Annotated in this window: 18 protein-coding genes; all 18 read left to right on the top strand. The window is 38.0% G+C overall.

Features of this window, described 5'->3' with window-relative positions:
* Positions 1-402: 402 nt before the first annotated feature.
* The 18 genes from B3D98_RS01420 (at position 403) to B3D98_RS01505 (ending at position 20,219) form a co-directional block, all read left to right on the top strand.
* On the top strand, positions 403-2,796 hold the full coding sequence (locus tag B3D98_RS01420; RefSeq protein ID WP_048395327.1) for a SpoIIE family protein phosphatase: 2,394 nt from the start codon (positions 403-405) through the stop codon (positions 2,794-2,796).
* 29 nt (positions 2,797-2,825) lie between these two features.
* Positions 2,826-4,232 (top strand): tRNA lysidine(34) synthetase TilS, encoded by a 1,407-nt coding sequence (gene tilS / locus B3D98_RS01425; RefSeq protein WP_066038166.1) that lies wholly within the window; start codon positions 2,826-2,828, stop codon positions 4,230-4,232.
* Between the two features lie 67 nt (positions 4,233-4,299).
* On the top strand, positions 4,300-4,842 hold the full coding sequence (hpt, locus tag B3D98_RS01430; protein ID WP_004229145.1) for a hypoxanthine phosphoribosyltransferase: 543 nt from the start codon (positions 4,300-4,302) through the stop codon (positions 4,840-4,842).
* A gap of 281 nt (positions 4,843-5,123) precedes the next feature.
* Complete coding sequence (gene ftsH, locus B3D98_RS01435) at positions 5,124-7,151, top strand: ATP-dependent zinc metalloprotease FtsH (protein WP_048395325.1); 2,028 nt, start codon at positions 5,124-5,126, stop codon at positions 7,149-7,151.
* Between the two features lie 154 nt (positions 7,152-7,305).
* Positions 7,306-8,139: an aldo/keto reductase gene (locus B3D98_RS01440; RefSeq protein ID WP_081010921.1), complete on the top strand. Its 834-nt coding sequence runs from the start codon at positions 7,306-7,308 to the stop codon at positions 8,137-8,139.
* Between the two features lie 251 nt (positions 8,140-8,390).
* Entirely contained in the window at positions 8,391-9,158 is a 768-nt protein-coding gene (locus B3D98_RS01445) for a type III pantothenate kinase (protein WP_048395343.1), read from the top strand.
* Positions 9,159-9,179: 21 nt separating this feature from the next.
* Positions 9,180-10,061 (top strand): Hsp33 family molecular chaperone HslO, encoded by an 882-nt coding sequence (hslO, locus tag B3D98_RS01450; protein ID WP_009373570.1) that lies wholly within the window; start codon positions 9,180-9,182, stop codon positions 10,059-10,061.
* Positions 10,045-11,016 carry a peptidyl-prolyl cis-trans isomerase gene (locus B3D98_RS01455; RefSeq protein WP_288579891.1) on the top strand — a complete coding sequence of 324 codons (972 nt, stop codon included), beginning with the start codon at positions 10,045-10,047 and terminating at the stop codon, positions 11,014-11,016. Before hslO ends, B3D98_RS01455 begins: the two co-directional genes overlap by 17 nt.
* Positions 11,017-11,264: 248 nt before the next feature.
* Positions 11,265-12,194 carry a cysteine synthase A gene (cysK, locus tag B3D98_RS01460; protein WP_259951240.1) on the top strand — a complete coding sequence of 310 codons (930 nt, stop codon included), beginning with the start codon at positions 11,265-11,267 and terminating at the stop codon, positions 12,192-12,194.
* Between the two features lie 149 nt (positions 12,195-12,343).
* Entirely contained in the window at positions 12,344-13,753 is a 1,410-nt protein-coding gene (pabB, locus tag B3D98_RS01465) for an aminodeoxychorismate synthase, component I (protein WP_376748086.1), read from the top strand.
* Positions 13,750-14,331 carry an aminodeoxychorismate/anthranilate synthase component II gene (gene pabA, locus B3D98_RS01470; protein ID WP_048395320.1) on the top strand — a complete coding sequence of 194 codons (582 nt, stop codon included), beginning with the start codon at positions 13,750-13,752 and terminating at the stop codon, positions 14,329-14,331. Before pabB ends, pabA begins: the two co-directional genes overlap by 4 nt.
* On the top strand, positions 14,332-15,171 hold the full coding sequence (gene pabC / locus B3D98_RS01475) for an aminodeoxychorismate lyase (protein WP_288579895.1): 840 nt from the start codon (positions 14,332-14,334) through the stop codon (positions 15,169-15,171). It abuts the gene before it with no gap.
* Positions 15,172-15,184: 13 nt separating this feature from the next.
* Positions 15,185-16,039: a dihydropteroate synthase gene (gene folP / locus B3D98_RS01480; RefSeq protein WP_288579896.1), complete on the top strand. Its 855-nt coding sequence runs from the start codon at positions 15,185-15,187 to the stop codon at positions 16,037-16,039.
* The gene (gene folB, locus B3D98_RS01485; protein ID WP_004229125.1) at positions 16,039-16,404 is read left to right on the top strand and encodes a dihydroneopterin aldolase; all 366 of its coding nucleotides are present in this window, start codon (positions 16,039-16,041) and stop codon (positions 16,402-16,404) included. The genes folP and folB overlap by 1 nt, the downstream gene beginning before the upstream one ends.
* Positions 16,404-16,916 carry a 2-amino-4-hydroxy-6-hydroxymethyldihydropteridine diphosphokinase gene (gene folK / locus B3D98_RS01490; protein ID WP_054548584.1) on the top strand — a complete coding sequence of 171 codons (513 nt, stop codon included), beginning with the start codon at positions 16,404-16,406 and terminating at the stop codon, positions 16,914-16,916. The genes folB and folK overlap by 1 nt, the downstream gene beginning before the upstream one ends.
* Before the next feature lie 87 nt (positions 16,917-17,003).
* A complete protein-coding gene (gene dusB / locus B3D98_RS01495; RefSeq protein ID WP_288579897.1) occupies positions 17,004-18,044 on the top strand; it encodes a tRNA dihydrouridine synthase DusB in 1,041 nt (346 codons plus the stop codon).
* Positions 18,045-18,223: 179 nt separating this feature from the next.
* A complete protein-coding gene (gene lysS / locus B3D98_RS01500; RefSeq protein ID WP_175400778.1) occupies positions 18,224-19,726 on the top strand; it encodes a lysine--tRNA ligase in 1,503 nt (500 codons plus the stop codon).
* A 211-nt stretch (positions 19,727-19,937) separates the two neighbouring features.
* The gene (locus tag B3D98_RS01505) at positions 19,938-20,219 is read left to right on the top strand and encodes a hypothetical protein (protein ID WP_048395308.1); all 282 of its coding nucleotides are present in this window, start codon (positions 19,938-19,940) and stop codon (positions 20,217-20,219) included.
* Positions 20,220-20,799: the final 580 nt, after the last annotated feature.

Genomic DNA, 20,799 nt, shown 5'->3' on the forward strand with positions numbered 1-20,799 from the left:
AAGTTAAATAATACAAGCCAATCGTGCTAGTGTCAAGTAGGTTTGAAAAAATATTTAAAGATATTTCAGGACATTTAACTATAGAAGAATATTTTAGCGGATTTTTTGTTCTTACGTAGAAATATATCCTAGAGAAGAGTTGAATCAAACCATTAATAGTACATAAAATCCCTTCAAATTAGGCTTTAAGATGAATAGTAAATAATTATTATATTGATTCAATAATTGAATTTTCCAATATTTATATTGATCAAAAGCCTCTTACTATAGAAATTGTTGCCAATTCTCGTATTTATGAATAGCTATTAGTCGAAATATTTATATTTTTTTCTGTCAACGTCAGACAATCTTTCCACACATAATTTTTTATAATAACCAAAAGTGCGGAAAGGGGATAGTTAAATGACAAGTATTGAATGGTATAATACAACGAATGTAGATGACCAAAAAATAGGTTTGAAAAAGAAGCAGATCCTAATAGGCTCTCTCTTTTTTTTAACCGCCTTTTTCTTGGCTCAATCTGTTGTATTTGAAGCGGCTGTACCGTTCTCAGTTCCTTTTTGGGCCATTATTCGAACAAAATATAGGGAGTATGCTAAATTCGTATTATTTGGGAGTTTAGCGGGTTGCTTTTTCCTAGGCTTTGGACAAGTCCTAATTCTCGCTTTACAAATTATCCTGTATGAATGTATTATGCGTTTTCGTTACTGGCAACTGCCCCAAAGTATTGCGGTGTCTTTAGCTGTATTACTAGTACAAATAATGTGGCAAGGGGTGATGTATCAAGGCTTACCACCAGTGCTTGTACAATTTTATGTGGGCTGTGAAGCAGCTTTAGCTCTTATTATGACATTGTTTATGCAAGTATTATTTGTTAATTCGTATGAATGGTTTACGACGCATTGGACATATGAAAAGCTAGGTTCAGGATTAGTCGTCTTTGCAGCCATGCTTACTGGAATGCAAACGGTTGTAATAAGCTATTTTTCACTCCCTATTTTTTTACTGCAGCTCTTTATCTGTTTTGGCGCATTGGTTGGAAGTGTGCCCTTAGCAACTGTCATTGGAGCAGTGTTAGGAACGCTTATAGGTGTGGCCAAGCTTTCGTTTACCGGTATGCTTTCGGTGGCTACCTTAACTGGATTATGTGCGGGTATGGGAGCGAAAGGTGGTAGATTTGGCGTTGCTATTGGTAGTATTTTACCTAGTGTATTTTTTTTATTTTATGACGCCACATTGCCCTTGGATAGTGTTTATTTCACCTCAATTGCCATTGGTAGTATTTTATTTCTAACCATTCCAAAGAAATATTCAGATAAGGTAAGGGACAAGCTCTTTCCACAACGAGAAGAGGTTTTACTAGCCCGACAGAATTGGTTAACAGAACATGTAACGTATAAATTAGAGCACTTTCAGCATTTTGTGCAATTCATGAAGGAACTTGTGTTTGATCGCTTTATGACAGCACCAGTTGAAGCGGCAAAGGAAGTAGCACCAATGAATACTTGTTTAAGTTGTTTCCGTTATGATCATTGCTGGGGTGCGCAAAATAATGGTATGGACAAGCTGATGACAGATTGGTTTCATATGAAAGGAGTAGGCAAGGAATCAGCTATTCATCGTGTTGAAGAACAAATACGCTATAAATGTGTGAAATCCACGAAAATCTTTGAGGAATTAGATACAGAACTTTATAGAGAACGAATTAACGGGCAATATTTCCATGGTAAAAAAATGATTGCCCTTCAACTGCGAGATATGAGCAATCATTTAAATCAGTTAATTGCTGAGATGAAGGAAGATACAATTTCTTTTGTAAGTGTTGAGAAGGACATTGTTGAGCGCTTAAAGGAAGCCAATATTGAATGTTTTCAACTTGATGTCTTAAGTAATAAGCCTGGGGCAAGAAAGATTGTTTGTGCCTTAGCACCAGCACGTGTGAACTGGGAGAAAGATACGACATTAGCTGAACGTATGATTTTGCCGATTCTTTATGAAATTTTTGATGAACCTTTTGAAATTGAAAAAGTAGTAGCCTGCGAAATACCATTTCGTCATGTTCAAATTTGCTTTAGATCAGCTATTAGCTTTGAAGTAGAGTATGATATATATAGCATGTCTAAAGATGCAACACTATATTCCGGTGATTCTCATGCCCTTTTCCAATTGCATCCAGGATTATTTGCGATATTGCTGTCTGATGGTATGGGGCAAAGTAAAGAAGCACAACATGAAAGTAGAAAATTGATTCATTTAATGAGAGAGTGTCTAAATTACAATATGAATCCCGAAACTGCGATGCATACGCTCCATTATGTCATGGCATTAAAGCAGCAAGATGATATGTATGCAACCCTTGATTTTGCACTTGTCGATTTACAGCATGGAGATTTGTGGTCGTGGAAAGCGGGTGGAATGTCAACCTACATTTTGCGTGGAAAAGAGGTACTGAAAGTAGAAAGTAATGCAGCACCTGTAGGATTCTTATCTATTTCAGCAGTCGAAGCTGAAAAAAGAAAACTGAAGGCAGGTGATGTTATTTTAATGCATTCAGATGGACTGTTCTCAAGTGTAGCTGATTGGGATGAACAGGAGGAAACATTTTTAGCTTTCGCACAGCAGGTAGCAAGTACAAATAAAACGATTCAAGAAAAGCTAACAACCATTATGCAATCATTCCAAGGATATTTTGAAATAGAGGATGATTGTACAGTATTAATGTTAGAGGTGACACATGTTGTACCGACATGGGCTGTCTTTAGACCAGCTCAGTATTCAATGAGTAAATCATCTTAAACTAACAACGAAAAGGGGAGGAGAAGCGTTTGTCATTTGAATTAAAGGTCAAAACATTTATAGAAGAAGAGCAATTATTACAGCAAGGCGACCATCTTCTCATCGCCGTTTCGGGTGGGATAGACTCTATGGCTTTACTTCATTACTTTATTCAAACACAGGAGCATTGGAACATTCAGGTGGAAGCCGTACATGTTGATCATATGTTGAGAGGAGAAGCTTCTGCTGAGGATAGGGCTTTTGTTCAAAAATATTGTGACGCTAATGATGTTTACTTACATGCCAAGGAAATTCCAATACCTACAATATTGGCACAGGAAAATGGTAATACACAGTTAATATGTCGTAGGGAAAGGTATCAATTTTTCAAAGAAGTTCTGCAAAAAACAAATGCTAATAAGCTTGTAACTGCACATCATGCGGATGACCAACTGGAGTCAGTATTAATGGCCCTTACAAAAAATGCAACAATGAATAGCATGCAGGGCATACGTCCTCAAAGAATTTTTGGAGGAAAATCATTAATTCGTCCGTTTTTAACGGTTACAAAGTCTGAAATAGGGGAATATTTACTTAGAAAAGGTTTAGATTATCGAGAAGATGCTAGCAATTCTAAAGATACCTATGTACGTAATCGTTTTAGACATCATGTGGTGCCTTTATTGGAGGCAGAGAATCCGCGAGTGACTGAACAAGTGACCCATTTCACAAAGCAATTGCAAGAAGACGATACCTTTTTAATGACATTGGCCCAAGATGTATTTTCCCAAATCATCATAAGAAATAATGAAAATACATATCGCATGGAAATTGAGGCATTTCAATTGGTACCACTTGCTTTACAAAGGAGGCTCATTTTAATACTATTAAACTATCTTTACAAAGATTCAAATACGATACAAAGTTATGCCTTATTGACTTCAATTTTAAAGCTTTGTGATACAACAGCAGGGTATGCTGAAATTCACTTACCTGAAGATTTTCTAGCAGTTCGCCGTTATGGAAATTTAACGATTCAGAAAAAGGAGCCGTTAGAAGGCCTAGCTTCTCCTGAGAAACAGGTTATTTCGACTGCTAATGGCTGGACAACACTGACAAATGGTGAGCGCTTACGCGTAGTCAATTTGCATGATTTATCGTCTGAATTGCTGACGGATACTGCACAACTTTTTTATTTTAACGCTAGCAAACTCCACCTACCGTTTTATGTTCGGGCACGCAGGGATGGAGATAGAATGCTGTTAAAAGGAATGGATCAGCCAAAACGCTTATCTCGCCTTTTTATAGATGAAAAGATTCCTTTAAATGAGCGAAATAGCTGGCCGTTACTGATTTCTCAATCTGATGAGGTGGTAGCGGTAATTGGTGTGCGTATGGGAATATTTTTTTCAACCACTCCGCAACCAAACGATGATACAGTGCTCATCGTAGACTAAGGTCTTTGTAAAATATTTCACCGAAATAGGGTGAAGATTTTTTGATACATCACGAGGAGGAATCGATATGTTACAAAACGACATCGAAAAAATTATGATTACAGAAGAACAATTGCAAGAAAGAATTGCAGACTTAGGCGCGCAATTAACAGAGGAATACAAAGATGCATTTCCATTAGCTGTTGGCGTACTTAAAGGGGCAATGCCATTTATGACAGACCTAATGAAACGTTTCGATTCTTTCATCGAACTTGATTTTATGGATGTGTCTAGCTATGGTAATGCTACTGTGTCATCTGGTGAAGTGAAGATTTTAAAGGATTTGAATACAAGCGTTGAGGGACGTGACGTATTAATTATCGAGGACATTATTGATAGTGGTTTAACTTTAAGCTATCTAGTAGATTTATTTAAATATCGCAAAGCAAAGTCCATTAAAATTGTTACATTACTTGATAAACCATCAGGTCGAAAAGTAAATTTATCTGCTGACTATGTTGGTTTCGAAGTGCCAGATGGCTTTGTTGTTGGATATGGCTTAGATTACGCTGAAAAATATCGTAACTTACCTTATATTGGTATTTTAAAGCCTGAGGTATATTCTTTCTAAGAACAAAAGACCAGCTATAAAAAGTAAAGGTCTCCAGCGCAAGTCACGTATTTTTAGTTATGTTTAACATAATTCAAAATCTTGACACAATGTTTAGCTATATCGAGCCCGAGGAACAGGTACAATTACGCTGGGACATATAAAGATGGCCTAAAAACTGTTGTGATAACGGCAATAAGTGAACGAAACATTTTTTAAGTAGGGCTTTTCGTTGTATGATGAAATCATGATATGTTAAGATTTTACTTATAATTTTTCTGTTTGTAATGAGGAGGCTGGAGATGAATCGAATATTTCGATATACCATATTCTATCTACTGATTTTCCTAGTGATTATCGGTATTTTTGGTACTTTCAATGGTGGAAATTCACCAACGAAAGAATTAACTTATCATGAGTTTCAAGAAGCTCTAGATAAGAAAGAAATAACAAGTGCTACAATTCAACCTGATAAATCAGTTTACGTCGTTGAAGGAACACTGAAGGGGTATGAAAAAGGGGAAAGTTTTACTACAAACATCCCTCGTGAAAACCAATCTTTAATGGACCGCATCGATGAGGCTGCTAAGGATAAAAATAGTAATATTAGTTTTTTAGCAGCACCAGAAACAAGTGGATGGATTCAATTCTTTACAGGAATTATTCCTTTCATTATCATCATTTTCTTATTCTTCTTCCTAATGAGTCAATCTCAGGGTGGCGGTAATAAAGTGATGAGCTTTGGTAAAAGTAAAGCTAAACTGTATGATGATCAAAAGAAAAAAGTGCGTTTTACAGATGTAGCAGGTGCTGATGAAGAGAAAGCAGAACTTGTTGAAGTGGTAGAATTCTTAAAAGACCACCGCAAATTCACTGAAATTGGTGCCCGTATTCCAAAGGGTATCTTACTTGTAGGTCCTCCAGGTACAGGTAAAACATTACTTGCACGAGCAGTAGCTGGTGAAGCAGGTGTTCCATTCTTCTCTATCTCAGGTTCTGACTTCGTAGAAATGTTTGTCGGTGTTGGTGCTTCTCGTGTCCGAGATCTATTTGAAAATGCTAAGAAAAATGCTCCATGTATCATCTTTATCGATGAGATTGATGCAGTAGGTCGTCAACGTGGTGCTGGTCTCGGTGGAGGCCATGATGAGCGTGAACAAACATTAAACCAGTTATTAGTTGAAATGGATGGTTTTGGTGCCAATGAAGGGATTATTATCATTGCCGCAACAAACCGCCCGGATATTTTAGATAAAGCATTATTACGTCCAGGTCGTTTTGACCGTCAAATTACAGTAGGACATCCTGATGTAAAAGGACGTGAGGCAATTCTTAAAGTACATGCACGTAATAAGCCTTTAGCAGATACAGTTGATTTAGCAGCTGTTGCTCAACGTACGCCAGGTTTCTCAGGTGCGGATTTAGAAAATCTACTAAACGAAGCAGCGCTTGTAGCGGCTCGAAAAAGTAAGCGCACTATAAATATGGCAGATATTGATGAAGCATCAGACCGAGTAATCGCTGGTCCTGCAAAAGCCAGTCGCGTATATTCTGCGAAAGAGAAGAAACTGGTATCCTTCCATGAAGCCGGCCACGTAGTCGTTGGTCTTGAGCTAGATGAGGCTGATACAGTACACAAAGTAACAATTGTTCCTCGTGGGCAAGCGGGTGGATATGCGATTATGTTACCGAAGGAAGAGCGCTTCTTTACGACAAAGCAAGAGCTTTTAGATCGTATTGCAGGTCTTCTGGGTGGTCGTGTAGCTGAAGAAATTGTTCTTGGTGAAGTTTCTACTGGAGCACATAACGATTTCCAAAAGGTTACAAGCATTGCCCGTGCTATGGTTACTGAATACGGAATGAGTGAGAATCTTGGAGCTATGCAATTTGGTTCAAGTCAAGGTGGTAATGTATTCCTTGGCCGCGACTTTAATTCTGACCAGAACTATTCTGATTCAATAGCCTATGAAATTGATAAAGAAATGCAAAAAATAATTGATACACAATATGAGCGTACTAAGCGTATCCTTACGGAAAAACGTCACCTGCTTGATTTAATTGCCAATACACTAATGGAAAAAGAAACATTAAATGCACAAGAAATTGAGCATTTACGTGATCATGGTGTGTTACCGGAACCAGAGGCTGCAGAAAAAATTGAGGAGAACACTCCAAAGATTGAAGCAAAGCCTACATTAGATACTATTGGCGAACCAGTTGTTGAAAAAGAGCTACTAAGTAAAGAGTCAAATCCAACAACTTTGGATTTAGCAAAAGAACGTAAAGAACCGAATGATGCACCTAAGGGTATCGATGAAAAACGTGATTAAAAATAGGGAAGACTGTTTACTAGTTCAGTAAGCAGTCTTTTTCTTTGCCTTTTCTTACTAATAAGCATTAGGATAGAGTAGTAAAAAAGACAAGCTGCATGCAACTCTGCCATTTAGAGAGGATGTTAGCCAAAAAAGATAGGAGTGTATATGCGTGGGAAATGTTGTGTTGAATAATGGTCTTAAAATGCCTTTGGTTGGTTATGGTGTCTTTCGAGTACCCGAAGGAGATGACCTAGCTGAAGCAGTCAAAACAGCTATAGCAAAAGGCTATCGTAGTATTGATACAGCACAAGTATATCGAAACGAAGAAAGTGTTGGACGAGGAATACGAGCAGCCATTGAAGAAGGCTTGGTAACTCGTGAAGAATTATTTATCACATCAAAAGTTTGGAACGATGGACTTTCCTATGAAGAAACACTTGCGGCATATGACAGCAGTCTAGAAAAAATAGGATTAGACTATTTAGATTTATATTTAGTACATTGGCCTGGAATAGACCAAAATTATATTGAAGTTTATAAAGCACTAGAAAAGATTTATCAAGATGGTCGAGTACGTTCAATTGGTGTTAGTAATTTCCATGTACACCATTTGGAAAGCCTTTTGAAGGAAACGACTGTCGTCCCTGTTATAAATCAAATTGAATTCCATCCGCATTTAATACAGGAGGAAGTACGTGCCTACTGTAAGGATAAGGGCATACAGGTAGAGGCATGGTCTCCGTTGATGAATGGTTCTCTACTGGAAGAGGCATTGATTCAAGAGCTAGCATCTAAATATGGCAAAACGCCTGCACAGATTGTATTACGCTATGATGTGCAACATGATGTTGTCACGATTCCAAAAACGATGACACCTGCACGTATGACTGAAAACTTAGCTGTTTTTGATTTTACGTTAACTGAGCAAGAAATGACACAGTTAGATGCTATGAACGATGGACTACGTTGTGGTCCAGATCCAGAAAAATTTAATTTCAAATGATTGTAAGTGAGGCTACCATATTTAGGGGGCCTCTTTTTAAAGAAGGATGATAACATGTATAGGTATTTATCTCCACCTGTAGTAGAAGGTGATGTACCTAAGACTATCCCTACAGTACAAACAACATCTGCTGAATCAAGATAAAAAGTATGGTATCATTTTCTAAAGTGTTTTATCCTCATTCCAGTTAGAGAAAATATTGTAATATGGGGATTGTGAAAGTTACAATGACGACATGGGAGGTGTCATTCTTGATTTTAGTTTTAGATGCAGGGAATTCCAATATTGTATTAGGTGTCTATGATGACAACGATCAATTAGCCTTCCATTGGCGTATGGTGACGGATCTTCATAAAACAGAAGATGAATATGCCATGCAAGTTCTTTCATTTTTTAATCATGCAGGCATTTCATTTGAACAAATAACAGGCATTATTATATCCTCAGTTGTGCCACCAATTATGTTTTCACTAGAGGCGATGTGCCAGAAGTATTTTCGAAAAAAGCCATTGATAGTAGGGCCAGGTGTGAAAACAGGTTTAAATATTAAATACGAAAATCCTCGTGAGGTTGGGTCTGATCGCATAGTGAATGCCATAGCAGCTCTAGATTTATATAAGGCCCCTTGTATCATAGTTGATTTTGGGACAGCAACAACCTATTGTTATTTGAACGAAAAGGGCGATTACATGGGTGGAGCTATTGCGCCAGGCATCACTATTTCTACAGAGGCTCTTTATACACAGGCTGCAAGATTGCCGCGTATTGAAATCGTTCGACCTACACATATCGTGGGGAAAACGACCGTTTCTGCCATGCAGGCGGGAATTTTTTATGGCTTTGTCGGGCAAGTTGAGGGCATTGTTAATCGTATAAAAGCACAAAGTAAAGAGGAGCCATTAGTAATTGCTACAGGTGGATTAGCAAATCTAATTGCAGGGGAGACACAAATTATAGATGTTGTAGATCCATTTTTAACGTTAAAGGGTTTATATAAGCTCTATAAACGTAACCAATAGGAAATGAGGGACATTCCATTTATGAGTGATTATTTAGTAAGAGGTTTAGGATTTAATGGACAAGTTCGTGTGTTTGCAGCACGTACAACAGCCACAGTAGGAGAAGTGCAACGCCGTCACGATACATGGCCAGTTGTATCAGCAGCTTTAGGTCGTTCAATGACAGCGGCAGTTATGATGGGAGCCATGCTAAAAGGTGAAGAGAAAATTACTATTAAAATTGAAGGCAACGGTCCAATTGGCCCAATGGTAATTGATAGTAATGCACATGGAGAAGTGCGTGGATTTGTGACAAACCCTCATGTACACTTTGATTTAAACGAGCAAGGTAAGCTAGATGTTCGAGCAGGTGTTGGAACAGAAGGTGCTCTTACAATTGTTAAAGACCTTGGTTTAAGAGATATGTTTTCAGGACAAACACCAATTGTTTCAGGCGAAATTGCTGAAGATTTTACTTATTATTTTGCTACATCTGAGCAAGTACCATCATCTGTAGGTTTAGGCGTATTAGTTAATCCAGACAACACTATTCTTGCAGCTGGCGGATTTATACTTCAATTAATGCCAGGCTGTGAGGAAGAAACGATAACTGAAATTGAGCAACACCTTGCTACAATAGAGCCTGTTTCCAAAATGATTGAAAAAGGCTTTACACCAGAGCAAATTTTAGAAGCTGTATTAGGAAATGGCCATCTACAAATTTTAGATTCCATGCCAGTTGAATTTAAATGTCAATGTTCAAAAGAGCGGTTTGGTGCGGCAATTTTAGGTCTAGGAACAGCAGAGATTAGAGAAATGATTGATGAGGACGGCGGTGCAGAGGCACAATGTCACTTCTGCTTAGAGACATATAGCTTTTCTAAAGATGAGCTAGAAGGGTTTATCGATGAGCTCAACGCGTAATCGGCGACCTTCAACCAATGTAACACCAAACCAAACTCCTTTATTGCAACGTCGTTTAAAGACAAAGCCTGCTTTAGCTGTCATAGCCGTTTTGTTATTAGGAAATGTATTATGGTTCATTAGTTGGTTGATCCCTAACAAAGGTCAGGAAATTGGTAGCGACGAACAAGTCGCTGCCATTGACGGGGATGTTATCACACGCCAAGAGTGGATGATTGCTATGGAAGAACGATATGGTAAAGAAACACTCCAAAATTTAGTAAATGAAACGGTAATGGAAAAGGCCGCAAGAACATATAAAATTAAAGTTACTGATAAAGAAATTGATCTTGAATTAGCGTTAATGCGATCTGCTCAAGATAAGTATGATACAGCCATGCAAAATCTTTCGGCAGAGCAACTACGCCAAAAGATTCGATCACAGCTTATATTGGATAAGGTACTCACTAAAGATGTAGTGATAGAGGAAGAAAACGTTGAAAAGTATTATGAGGAAAATCAAGGCTTATATAATACAAAAACAAGCTATCGTACGAATTTTATTGAGGTCGATTCAAAAAAAGCTGCTGATGAGGCACTGGGTGAATTAAAAAATGGCTCTGATTTTACAGTGCTGGCACGAGAAATATCTGTTGATAGTGCTTCAGCGAGTTTAGGAGGGGATATTGGTTTCCTTACAGAAAATCAGGAAAATGTAGACCCTGCAATTATTAATACTGTAAAATCACTAAAGGCAGATGAGGTAAGTAAAGCCTTTAAGTTAGATAATGGTCATTATGGCATTGTTCAAGTACAAGAGATATTAGAAGGACAATCCTTTACATATGACGATGTGAAAGAACATATTGAGCGAGAATTAGCTTTAGAGCAATTACCGCAATCTGTTACGCCGGAAGCATTTTGGTCGGAATTTAATGCTACTTGGTATTATGGAGAGACTAAAAAAGAAAAATAATACATGAAGAGAGTCTGCAGGTTTTGCGGGGTAAAATGAGTCTGATCAAACTTACAGGCATTCGTAGTGAATTACCCAATAAATGCAGGTTCTTTTTCTTTAGTGAGGATAAGATTTTTCCTTTTCATAGCAATGATAAATATTCTGAAAATATTAGTTTTATTTATTGACAATCGAATGGAAAAATTGATAAAATACAAAATAAGTAAAACCTATAAAAATAGTAGGGATTGGGAGTGGATTAGTAAATGAGTAGATTAGCAAACTCGGTAGCTGAATTAGTTGGTAAAACACCAATTGTAAAATTAAATCATGCAACAAGTGAAAATGAAGGTACTGTGTATGTAAAATTAGAATATTTTAATCCGGGAAGCTCGGTGAAAGACCGTCTAGCTTTAGCTATGATTGAAGCTGCGGAAAAAGACGGGACATTAAAACCTGGTGGTACGATTATTGAGCCGACATCTGGTAATACAGGTATTGGTCTTGCAATGATTGCAGCTGCTAAAGGTTATAAAGCCATTCTAGTTATGCCAGAAACTATGAGCTTAGAGCGTCGTAATTTATTACGTGCTTATGGTGCAGAGCTTGTATTAACACCTGGTCCAGCAGGTATGAAAGGTGCAATTGCTAAAGCAGAAGAACTATCTGAAGAACATGGCTACTTCCTACCACAACAATTTACAAATCCTGCGAACGCGGTAATTCACCGTTTAACAACAGGCCCAGAAATTGTAGAAGCATTTGATGGCCTGGCACTCGATGCTTTTGTAGCTGGTGTCGGCACTGGTGGTACAATTACTGGTGCTGGTGCGGTCTTAAAAGAAAAGTATCCAAACATTGAAATCATTGCAGTTGAACCAAAGGATTCACCAGTTCTTTCTGGTGGTCAACCAGGGCCTCATAAAATTCAAGGAATTGGCGCTGGATTTGTACCAGCAGTTTTAGATACAGAAGTCTATTCTTCAGTATTCCCTGTTGAGAATGAGGTTGCTTTTGAAGTAGCACGTAAAGTAGCACGTGAAGAAGGAATCCTATGTGGTATTTCATCTGGTGCTGCAATCTATGCTGCAATTGAAGCGGCAAAACGTTTAGGTAAGGGTTCGAATGTCCTTGCTATTGTACCTTCTAATGGTGAACGTTATCTATCAACACCTTTATATCAATTTGAAGACTAATTCAATTTTTTTATGTAAGGGCTCCTTTATAAAGGGGCCCTTTTTTAGTGTGAAAACTAGGGCACTATGAAAATTATAAAAACATTCGCTTCTATGTAATAATCAAGTTAAGATGGAATCACATCATATGTTTAAAGGGGAAAAATAACTTGAAAACAATACTTACAAAAACATTAACGATGGATGCAGATTCATTTTTTTATAGCTATAAAAGGCAGACAGAGACGCAGCAAGCGCATGTGTTTTTAGAGAGTGGACGTGGTGGACATTTTTCAATAGCTGCGTGGAATCCGTTAGCTACCGCACGATCAGTAGAGGGTGGGCTTTTCGTAAATTGGAGAAACGGCAGACAGGAAGTTTTACAAGGGGAGTCCCTCGACTTACTGGAAGAGCTTGTGGCAGAATATCAGGTTTCTTATAATGCAGAGCTACCTGTTTTTCAGGGAGGGGCTATTGGATTTGTGTCGTATGATTATGCTCGTAAAATCGAGGAGCTTCCTAATACGGCAACAGATGATTTACAAGTGCCTGATATCTATTATTATATCTTTGATTGCTGGGCCGTACATGATGTGAAAACGAATACAGTGACACTTATGAAGTTAGAAGAGAATGAGGTTAACTTGGAAGAATGGGCTAACATCTGGCAGGTTGCTGCACAGGCTGGATTAGACGCGCGCAAATTTGAGAAAACAACTGCTATAGAAGTTAAGAATGATGAAAATGAGTTGCTTGTTTCATTTGCAGGCGGCGATTTCGAGGCAGCAGTTAAAAAAATCCAAACGTATATCGCACAAGGCGATGTCTTTCAGGTGAATTTATCTGTTCGTCAGTCTAAGAAACTCAATGCAAATTCACTAGATGTCTATGAGGCACTACGAGCGTTTAATCCGTCGCCATATATGGCTTATATTGAAGCACCTGATTTTTCTGTTGTTTCTGGATCGCCAGAGTTACTAGTCAAGCGTCAAGGCAATGAGTTGTCGACGAGACCAATCGCTGGCACTCGACCAAGAGGGAAGTCGGAAGAGGAAGATTTAGCGTTGGCTCAAGAATTAATTGATAATGATAAAGAGCGTGCTGAGCATGTGATGTTAGTGGATTTAGAGCGCAATGATTTAGGACGCGTATCCACCTATGGAACAGTGGAAGTGGATGAGTTTATGGTCATTGAGCGCTATTCACATGTTATGCATATCGTTTCGAATGTGCGTGGAGAAATAGCAGAAGGTAAAACGAATGCAGATGTTATTCGTGCGATGTTCCCAGGTGGGACAATTACAGGAGCGCCAAAAATTCGCACTATGGAAATTATTGAAGAATTGGAGCCTGTACGACGTGGTTTATATACAGGCTCAATCGGCTGGCTAGGCTTTACAGGTGATATGGAGTTTAATATTGTAATCCGTACAGCGTTTGTAAAAGATGGGGTTGCGCATATTCAAGCTGGAGCAGGCATTGTCATTGACTCTGTTCCGGAAAGAGAGTATCAGGAATCTTTAAATAAAGCGAAGGCAATGTGGCAGGCAAAGGCAATGGCAGAGGAGCGAGTATTATGATTTTGATGATCGATAACTATGATTCATTTATTTATAACATCGTCCAATATTTGGGTGAATTTGGTCATGACATAGTAGTAAAACGTAATGATGTTATTACAGTAGAAGAAATAGAACAACTTTCGCCAGATATGATTGTTATTTCTCCAGGGCCATGTAGTCCAAATGAGGCGGGGGAAAGCCTGAACATTATTAAATATTTCGCGGGAAATATTCCGATTTTAGGAGTTTGTCTTGGACATCAGGCGCTTGCACAAGTGTTTGGTGGTCATGTCATACAAGCGGAACGTTTAATGCATGGGAAGACATCACCCGTGCTGCATGCTGAAGTGGGTTTGCATAAAGGCATGCCAAATCCATTCCAAGCAACTCGCTATCATTCTCTTATTGTAGAAAAGGAGACATTACCAGCGTGTCTAGAAGTAACAGCTTGGACAGAAGAAGGAGAAATTATGGGTTTACGTCATAAGGAATATCCTATTGAGGGTGTACAATATCATCCGGAATCCATTATGACAGAGCAAGGGAAACAACTTCTTCGCCAATTTATAGAAATGTATATAGAAGGAGTGAAATAGATGCAGTGCTGGATGAACGGAAACTATATGGCGGCCCAGGATCTGAGAATTTCGCCATTTGATCATGGATTTTTATATGGATTAGGATTTTTTGAAACGTTCCGAACATATGGTGGTCAGGTATTTTACTGGGAAGCACATATGGAAAGATTACAGCATGCTTTATCACAATATCACATTCATTTAAACTATCCTGAAAGTGTATTACTTGAGGCTGTGCAACAACTAAATCAACTTGCTGGCGGTCAGGATGGTTACTTCCGTTTAAATGTATCTGCGGGTGAACATAATATTGGATTACAGCCAACAGAATATAGACAACCTAATACCATCATTTTTCGCAAGGAACTTCAAGACACACCGCGTGGTACTGAAAAGTTTGCACAATGGCTTACCATACCACGCAATACACCTGAACAAGCATTTCGTGTTAAATCGCACCATTACGGCAATAACGTGCTTGGTCGCTTTGAAATGCCATCACTGGCTCAACAAGAAGGTTTTTTTTTAACAGAATCAGGCTATGTAGCTGAAGGTGTGACATCAAATATATTTTGGATAAAAAATGATATACTATATACGCCTTCTTTGGAGACAGGTATTTTACCAGGAATTATTCGTGCATGGGTTATAGAAAAGGCTAGTGCGCTAAACCTTGACGTACAGGAAGGCTTTTATACAAAAGAGGATTTACTACAAAGTACGGAATGCTTCATTACCAATTCAGTACAAGAACTTGTGCCTATTAGTAGCTTGGAGAACCAGCGATTTTTAGGCAATAAAGGACCTATTTATTCCATTTTGCATAGCGCATTTGTTCAAGAAGTGGAACGAGGATAGAAGGAGCGTTTACATGCTAGAAAAATATACGAAACCATTAACGATTAATGGTATTACATTAGACTATAGACAAGAAACATTTGTTATGGGGATTCTAAATGTTACACCGGACTCCTTCTCTGATGGAGGAAAGTATAACAATGTGGAGGCTGCAGTTACTCAAGCAAAAAAAATGGTGGCTGAAGGAGCAAAAATTATCGATGTAGGTGGAGAATCTACACGTCCTGGGTACGAACGAATTTCAGATGAAGATGAAATTGCACGCATCGTGCCTGTTATTCGAGCGTTAGCACAAGAAGTAAAGGTCATTATTTCAGTTGATACGTATAAAGCAAGTGTGGCGCGTGCCGCAATTGAAGCCGGCGCACATATCATCAATGATATTTGGGGAGCAAAGGCAGAACCAGAAATTGCTCAGGTTGCTGCAGACTTACATGTTCCAATCATTTTAATGCATAACCGTGAAAATATGGATTATGGTGTTGATTTTTGGATGACTGCAAAGGCAGATTTAGAAAAAAGTATTGCCATTGCACAGCAAGCGGGAGTTCCCGATCATCATATCATCTTAGACCCAGGTATCGGCTTTGCTAAAAATACTGCACAAAATATAGCTATGATGCAACACTTATCGGATTTAGTGGCTATGGGCTATCCTGTATTATTAGCAACATCACGTAAATCAATGATTGGTAATGTCTTAAACTTACCTGTTGAGGAGCGTCTTGAAGGGACAAGCGCCACAGTGGTTTATGGAATTGAAAAGGGTTGTCATATGATAAGAGTTCATGATGTAAAGGAAATGGCGCGGGCAACGTATATGACGGATGTATTAGTGGGTAAACGTTTGTTTAAGGAGGAAGCGTGATGGATTATATTCATTTAAAGGACATGCAGTTTTATGGTTATCATGGTGTATTAGCAGCTGAAACCACTCTAGGCCAACGCTTTCGAGCAAATGTTTCGCTTGCAGTAGACATGACAAAAGCCGGTGAAACGGATGATCTTTCTTATACCGTTAATTATGCAGAGGTATATGCGTTATGTCGGGATATTGTAGAGGGTGAACCGTTTAAGCTTATTGAGGCTCTTGTTGTGAAAATAGCAAATGTGATTTTAGCAACCTACCCTGATAAAGTAAAAGGAGTTCGTGTAGAGCTTATTAAACCAGACCCACCTATTCATGGTTATTATAAAGAAGTCTCTGTTGAGGTTACGAGGGGGGATTTCTAATGAAGGATGTCTATTTATCTATCGGAACAAATATGGGGGAGAGATATGAGAATCTTCAGCATGCAGTAGACCTTTTAAAAGAAAAGAAGGAACTAGAGTTGATTCGTGTTTCATCTGTTTTTGAAACAGCTGCTGTAGGTTATACGGATCAGGCCGATTTTTTAAATATAGCTGTCCATCTAAAAACAGCTATATCGTCTGTTGAGATGTTGAATATTTGCCAAGAAATCGAACGGGAATTAGGGCGTGTAAGAGAATTCCGCTGGGGCCCAAGAGTTATTGATCTTGACATTTTACTTTACAATCAAGAGAATATTGAAACGGAGAACTTAATTGTTCCTCATCCAAGAATGTACGAGCGAGCGTTCGTCCTAGTACCACTTGTAGAGATCACGCCATCACCTTTCGATGAACAGCTACAACAAGCGCATGATCTGTTACAGCAAATGGATTGTGAAAAGGAAGGCGTAATCTTCTGGAACCACTTTAATGAGCCGTCAGCGGTTAATTAAGTATTTGTATAGGTATGATTTATCAGCGTATAGCATTAACGATAGATAGAGAAAATAGGTAAAGCCTATAGAGGAGGAAGAAAAACGTTGGGTCAGTCAACAGAGAAGCCATTTCAAATTGGCGATATTGTCATGGACAACCGAGTAGTATTAGCGCCAATGGCTGGGATTTGTAACTCTGCTTTCCGATTAACGGTTAAGGAGTTTGGGGCAGGTCTCGTATACGCTGAAATGATTAGTGATAAGGGCATTGTCCAAAAAAATGAAAAAACATTAGGTATGCTTTATATCGATGAACGTGAAAATCCTCTTTCACTGCAAATCTTTGGTGGAGATAAAGAAACCTTAGTGGAAGCAGCGAAATATGTGGATGAAAATACGACTGCTGATATTATTGATATCAACATGGGGTGTCCTGTTAATAAAATTATAAAATGTGAAGCGGGAGCACGTTTACTACTTGATCCTAATAAAGTATATGAGGTGGTAGCGGCTGTTGTGGATGCTGTTAAAAAGCCTGTTAGCGTAAAAATGCGTATTGGTTGGGATGAAGAACATATCTTTGCGATTGAAAATGCTCAAGCTGTTGAGCGGGCAGGTGCAGCTGCAGTAGCAGTTCATGGTCGTACACGTGTACAAATGTATGAAGGTAAAGCGAACTGGGATTACATTCGTCAAGTGAAGGAAAATGTCAGCATTCCTGTGCTTGGTAACGGTGACGTGGAAACACCCCAAGATGCTAAACGTATGCTGGAAACTACAGGTGTAGATGCAGTAATGATTGGACGTGCTGCTTTAGGTAATCCATGGATGATCTATCGTACGGTTCAATACCTAGCAACTGGTGAATTAAAAGTAGAGCCAAGTGTACGAGAAAAAATGGACGTATGTTTACTACACTTTGAACGACTTCTTCAATTAAAAGGAGAAGGAATTGCAGTACGGGAAATGCGTAAGCATGCATCATGGTATTTAAAAGGAATCCGAGGTAATGGTAAGGCCCGCAACGCTATTAACCAAACAGAAACTGCGGCAGAACTGCGGGTACTATTAAATAGTCTTGTACAGGAGTATGAAGAAAGTGAATCTAAATTGATTGTTCCAGAAGTTAAAGAATTAATGATATAGTTTTTATTATGGGCGTCTCTATAATTTGATAGAGGCGCCTTTTCAGCAGTACCTTTAATTTTTAGAATTATTAATTATTTTGTATTGGATTGAAAATAAATTGAAACAGATGATTACAGCACTAAAATTGTGTACAATAGAAATATTATGGACGTAAACGCGGACAATTTACTTAAGGAGTGAAACAAGTGTCAAATATAGAAGAATTAAATGATCAACTATTGGTGAGACGCCAAAAGATGACAACGATACTAGAAAATGGACAAGACCCATTTGGAAGCCGTTTTGAGCGTACACATTTATCAACAGAAGTACGTGATCAATTTGCAGATCAAACAAAAGAACAGCTTGAGGAAAACCTTCAAGAGGTAATTATTGCGGGCCGTATTATGACGAAACGTGGTAAAGGAAAAGCTGGCTTTGCACATATTCAAGATTTAAATGGTCAAATTCAAATTTATGTTCGTCAAGATCATGTAGGCGAAGAAGCGTATGAATTATTTAAACAAGCTGATTTAGGAGATATCGTGGGTGTGCGTGGTAACGTGTTCCGTACACAAGTAGGAGAACTTTCTGTAAAGGCTGAGGAATTCACATTCCTTACAAAAGCGCTACGTCCTATGCCAGAGAAATTCCACGGCTTACAGGATGTTGAGCAACGTTATCGCCAACGTTATCTAGATTTAATGACAAACGAAGATAGCAAAAAGACATTTATCACGCGTTCGAAAATTATTCGTGCAATCCGAAATTATTTAGATAATGCTGGATACTTAGAAGTAGAAACACCAATGCTTCACACAATTGCAGGTGGCGCAGCAGCTCGTCCATTTATTACGCATCACAATGCCCTTGATATGGAATTATATATGCGAATTGCCATCGAATTGCATTTAAAACGTTTAATAGTTGGTGGTTTAGAGAAAGTTTACGAGATCGGACGTGTGTTCCGTAATGAAGGAATTTCTACACGCCACAACCCTGAATTTACAATGATTGAACTATATGAAGCATATGCTGATTATCAAGATATCATGTCTCTAACTGAAAACCTTATTGCACATGTTGCTCAAGAAGTTCTCGGTACAACTTCTGTTCAATATGGTGAAGATGAAATCAACCTTGCTGTAGGCTGGAAACGAGTTCATATGGTTGACGCTGTAAAAGAGGCAACAGGTGTAGACTTCTGGCAGCCGATGACAAAAGAACAAGCACAAGCACTTGCTAAAGAGCATGGAGTTGAAGTGAAGGATGTTCACGAAGTAGGTCATATTATCAATGAATTCTTCGAACAGAAAGTAGAAGAGACGCTTGTACAGCCTACATTTGTATATGGTCACCCTGTAGAAATCTCACCTCTTGCGAAGAAAAATCCAGAGGACGAGCGTTTTACAGATCGCTTTGAGTTATTTATCGTTCGTCGTGAGCACGCCAATGCCTTCACAGAGTTAAATGACCCTATCGACCAACGCCAACGCTTTGAAGCACAATTAGCAGAAAAAGAAGCAGGTAATGATGAGGCGCATGAAATGGACAATGATTTCATTGAAGCATTAGAATACGGTATGCCTCCAACAGGTGGTTTAGGTATAGGTATTGACCGTTTAATTATGCTACTAACAAATTCACCATCAATTCGTGATGTATTATTGTTCCCAACAATGCGTCATATTACAAAATAAATTACTGCGTAGGCTCTTTATAGAGCTGCTAAAGAGCATTCAATGAATTAAGAGGAGAATTCACAGGATAGGTGAGTTCTCTTCTTTTTGCTCAATGAAAAAAATTAAGTTGTTTAAACGTGGATTATATTTAGGTTATACTTTTAGAGTTCTATGTTTTTCAAATCAAATACAATAAGTATAAAAAGAAGTATTTTATTGGGGGCTTATAATGAATTACAAAATTATTAACAAACAAGTATTTGAACAGGCACAATTACGTTCTGTTTCTGATGTTCCATTTACGGAGGAAGAGCTCGAGCATGGTATGAAATTAGTCGTTGCTAAAAAAGACGAGAATCTTACTTTATATTTAGTAGAAATAGATGGCCATAAGAAATTTGATGTTCGTTGGGACGATTCTTCTGAAATCTTTAGTGGCTGGTATTCTGCATGGGATAACTTCTTGTGGTGCTTAAATATAGTTGACCCTCAAGGTAATGAAATAAAATAGGGACTATTAGAAATAAGCAGGCGCTAAAGTACTTCTACTTTAGCGCCTGCTTATTTTCATAATGCAATTTTTAAAAACCTTCTTTGACCTAAACAACTAATTAGATTTGTAGTTTTATTTAGGAAGTAATTTTACACTAAGTTTTATGAGCTATATTTAACTTGAAAAGTAAGTAGTATTTTAATTTAAGATATTGAGATTTAATAGAAAGAGATGTATAGTAAAACAAATAATAAATAAGGAAAGATACTATGATTTACGATTCTCGTAAATACACAAATTTGCTTATTAAAGCAAGTTTGTTAAATTAAATTAGATTTTGTATAAAAAACACTTGCGAAGTTTTTTCTAACGTGATAAATTATTACTTGTCGTTAAGACGATGCAATCAACAACATTGAACTTCAAAAACAATTTGAAAAAAAGATGTTGACATGAATAATTGATTATAATATAATTTAAAAGTTGTCTCCGCTGATTTGAAAAAACATTTTAAAAAAGTGTTGACAACGAAGTGAAGAAATGTTATAATTTAAAAGTTGCTGTCGAGAGATGGTTGCTAAATGAACCTTGAAAACTG

The organism is Lysinibacillus sp. UBA5994, assembly GCF_002429725.1.
Classification (GTDB): domain Bacteria; phylum Bacillota; class Bacilli; order Bacillales_A; family Planococcaceae; genus Lysinibacillus; species Lysinibacillus capsici.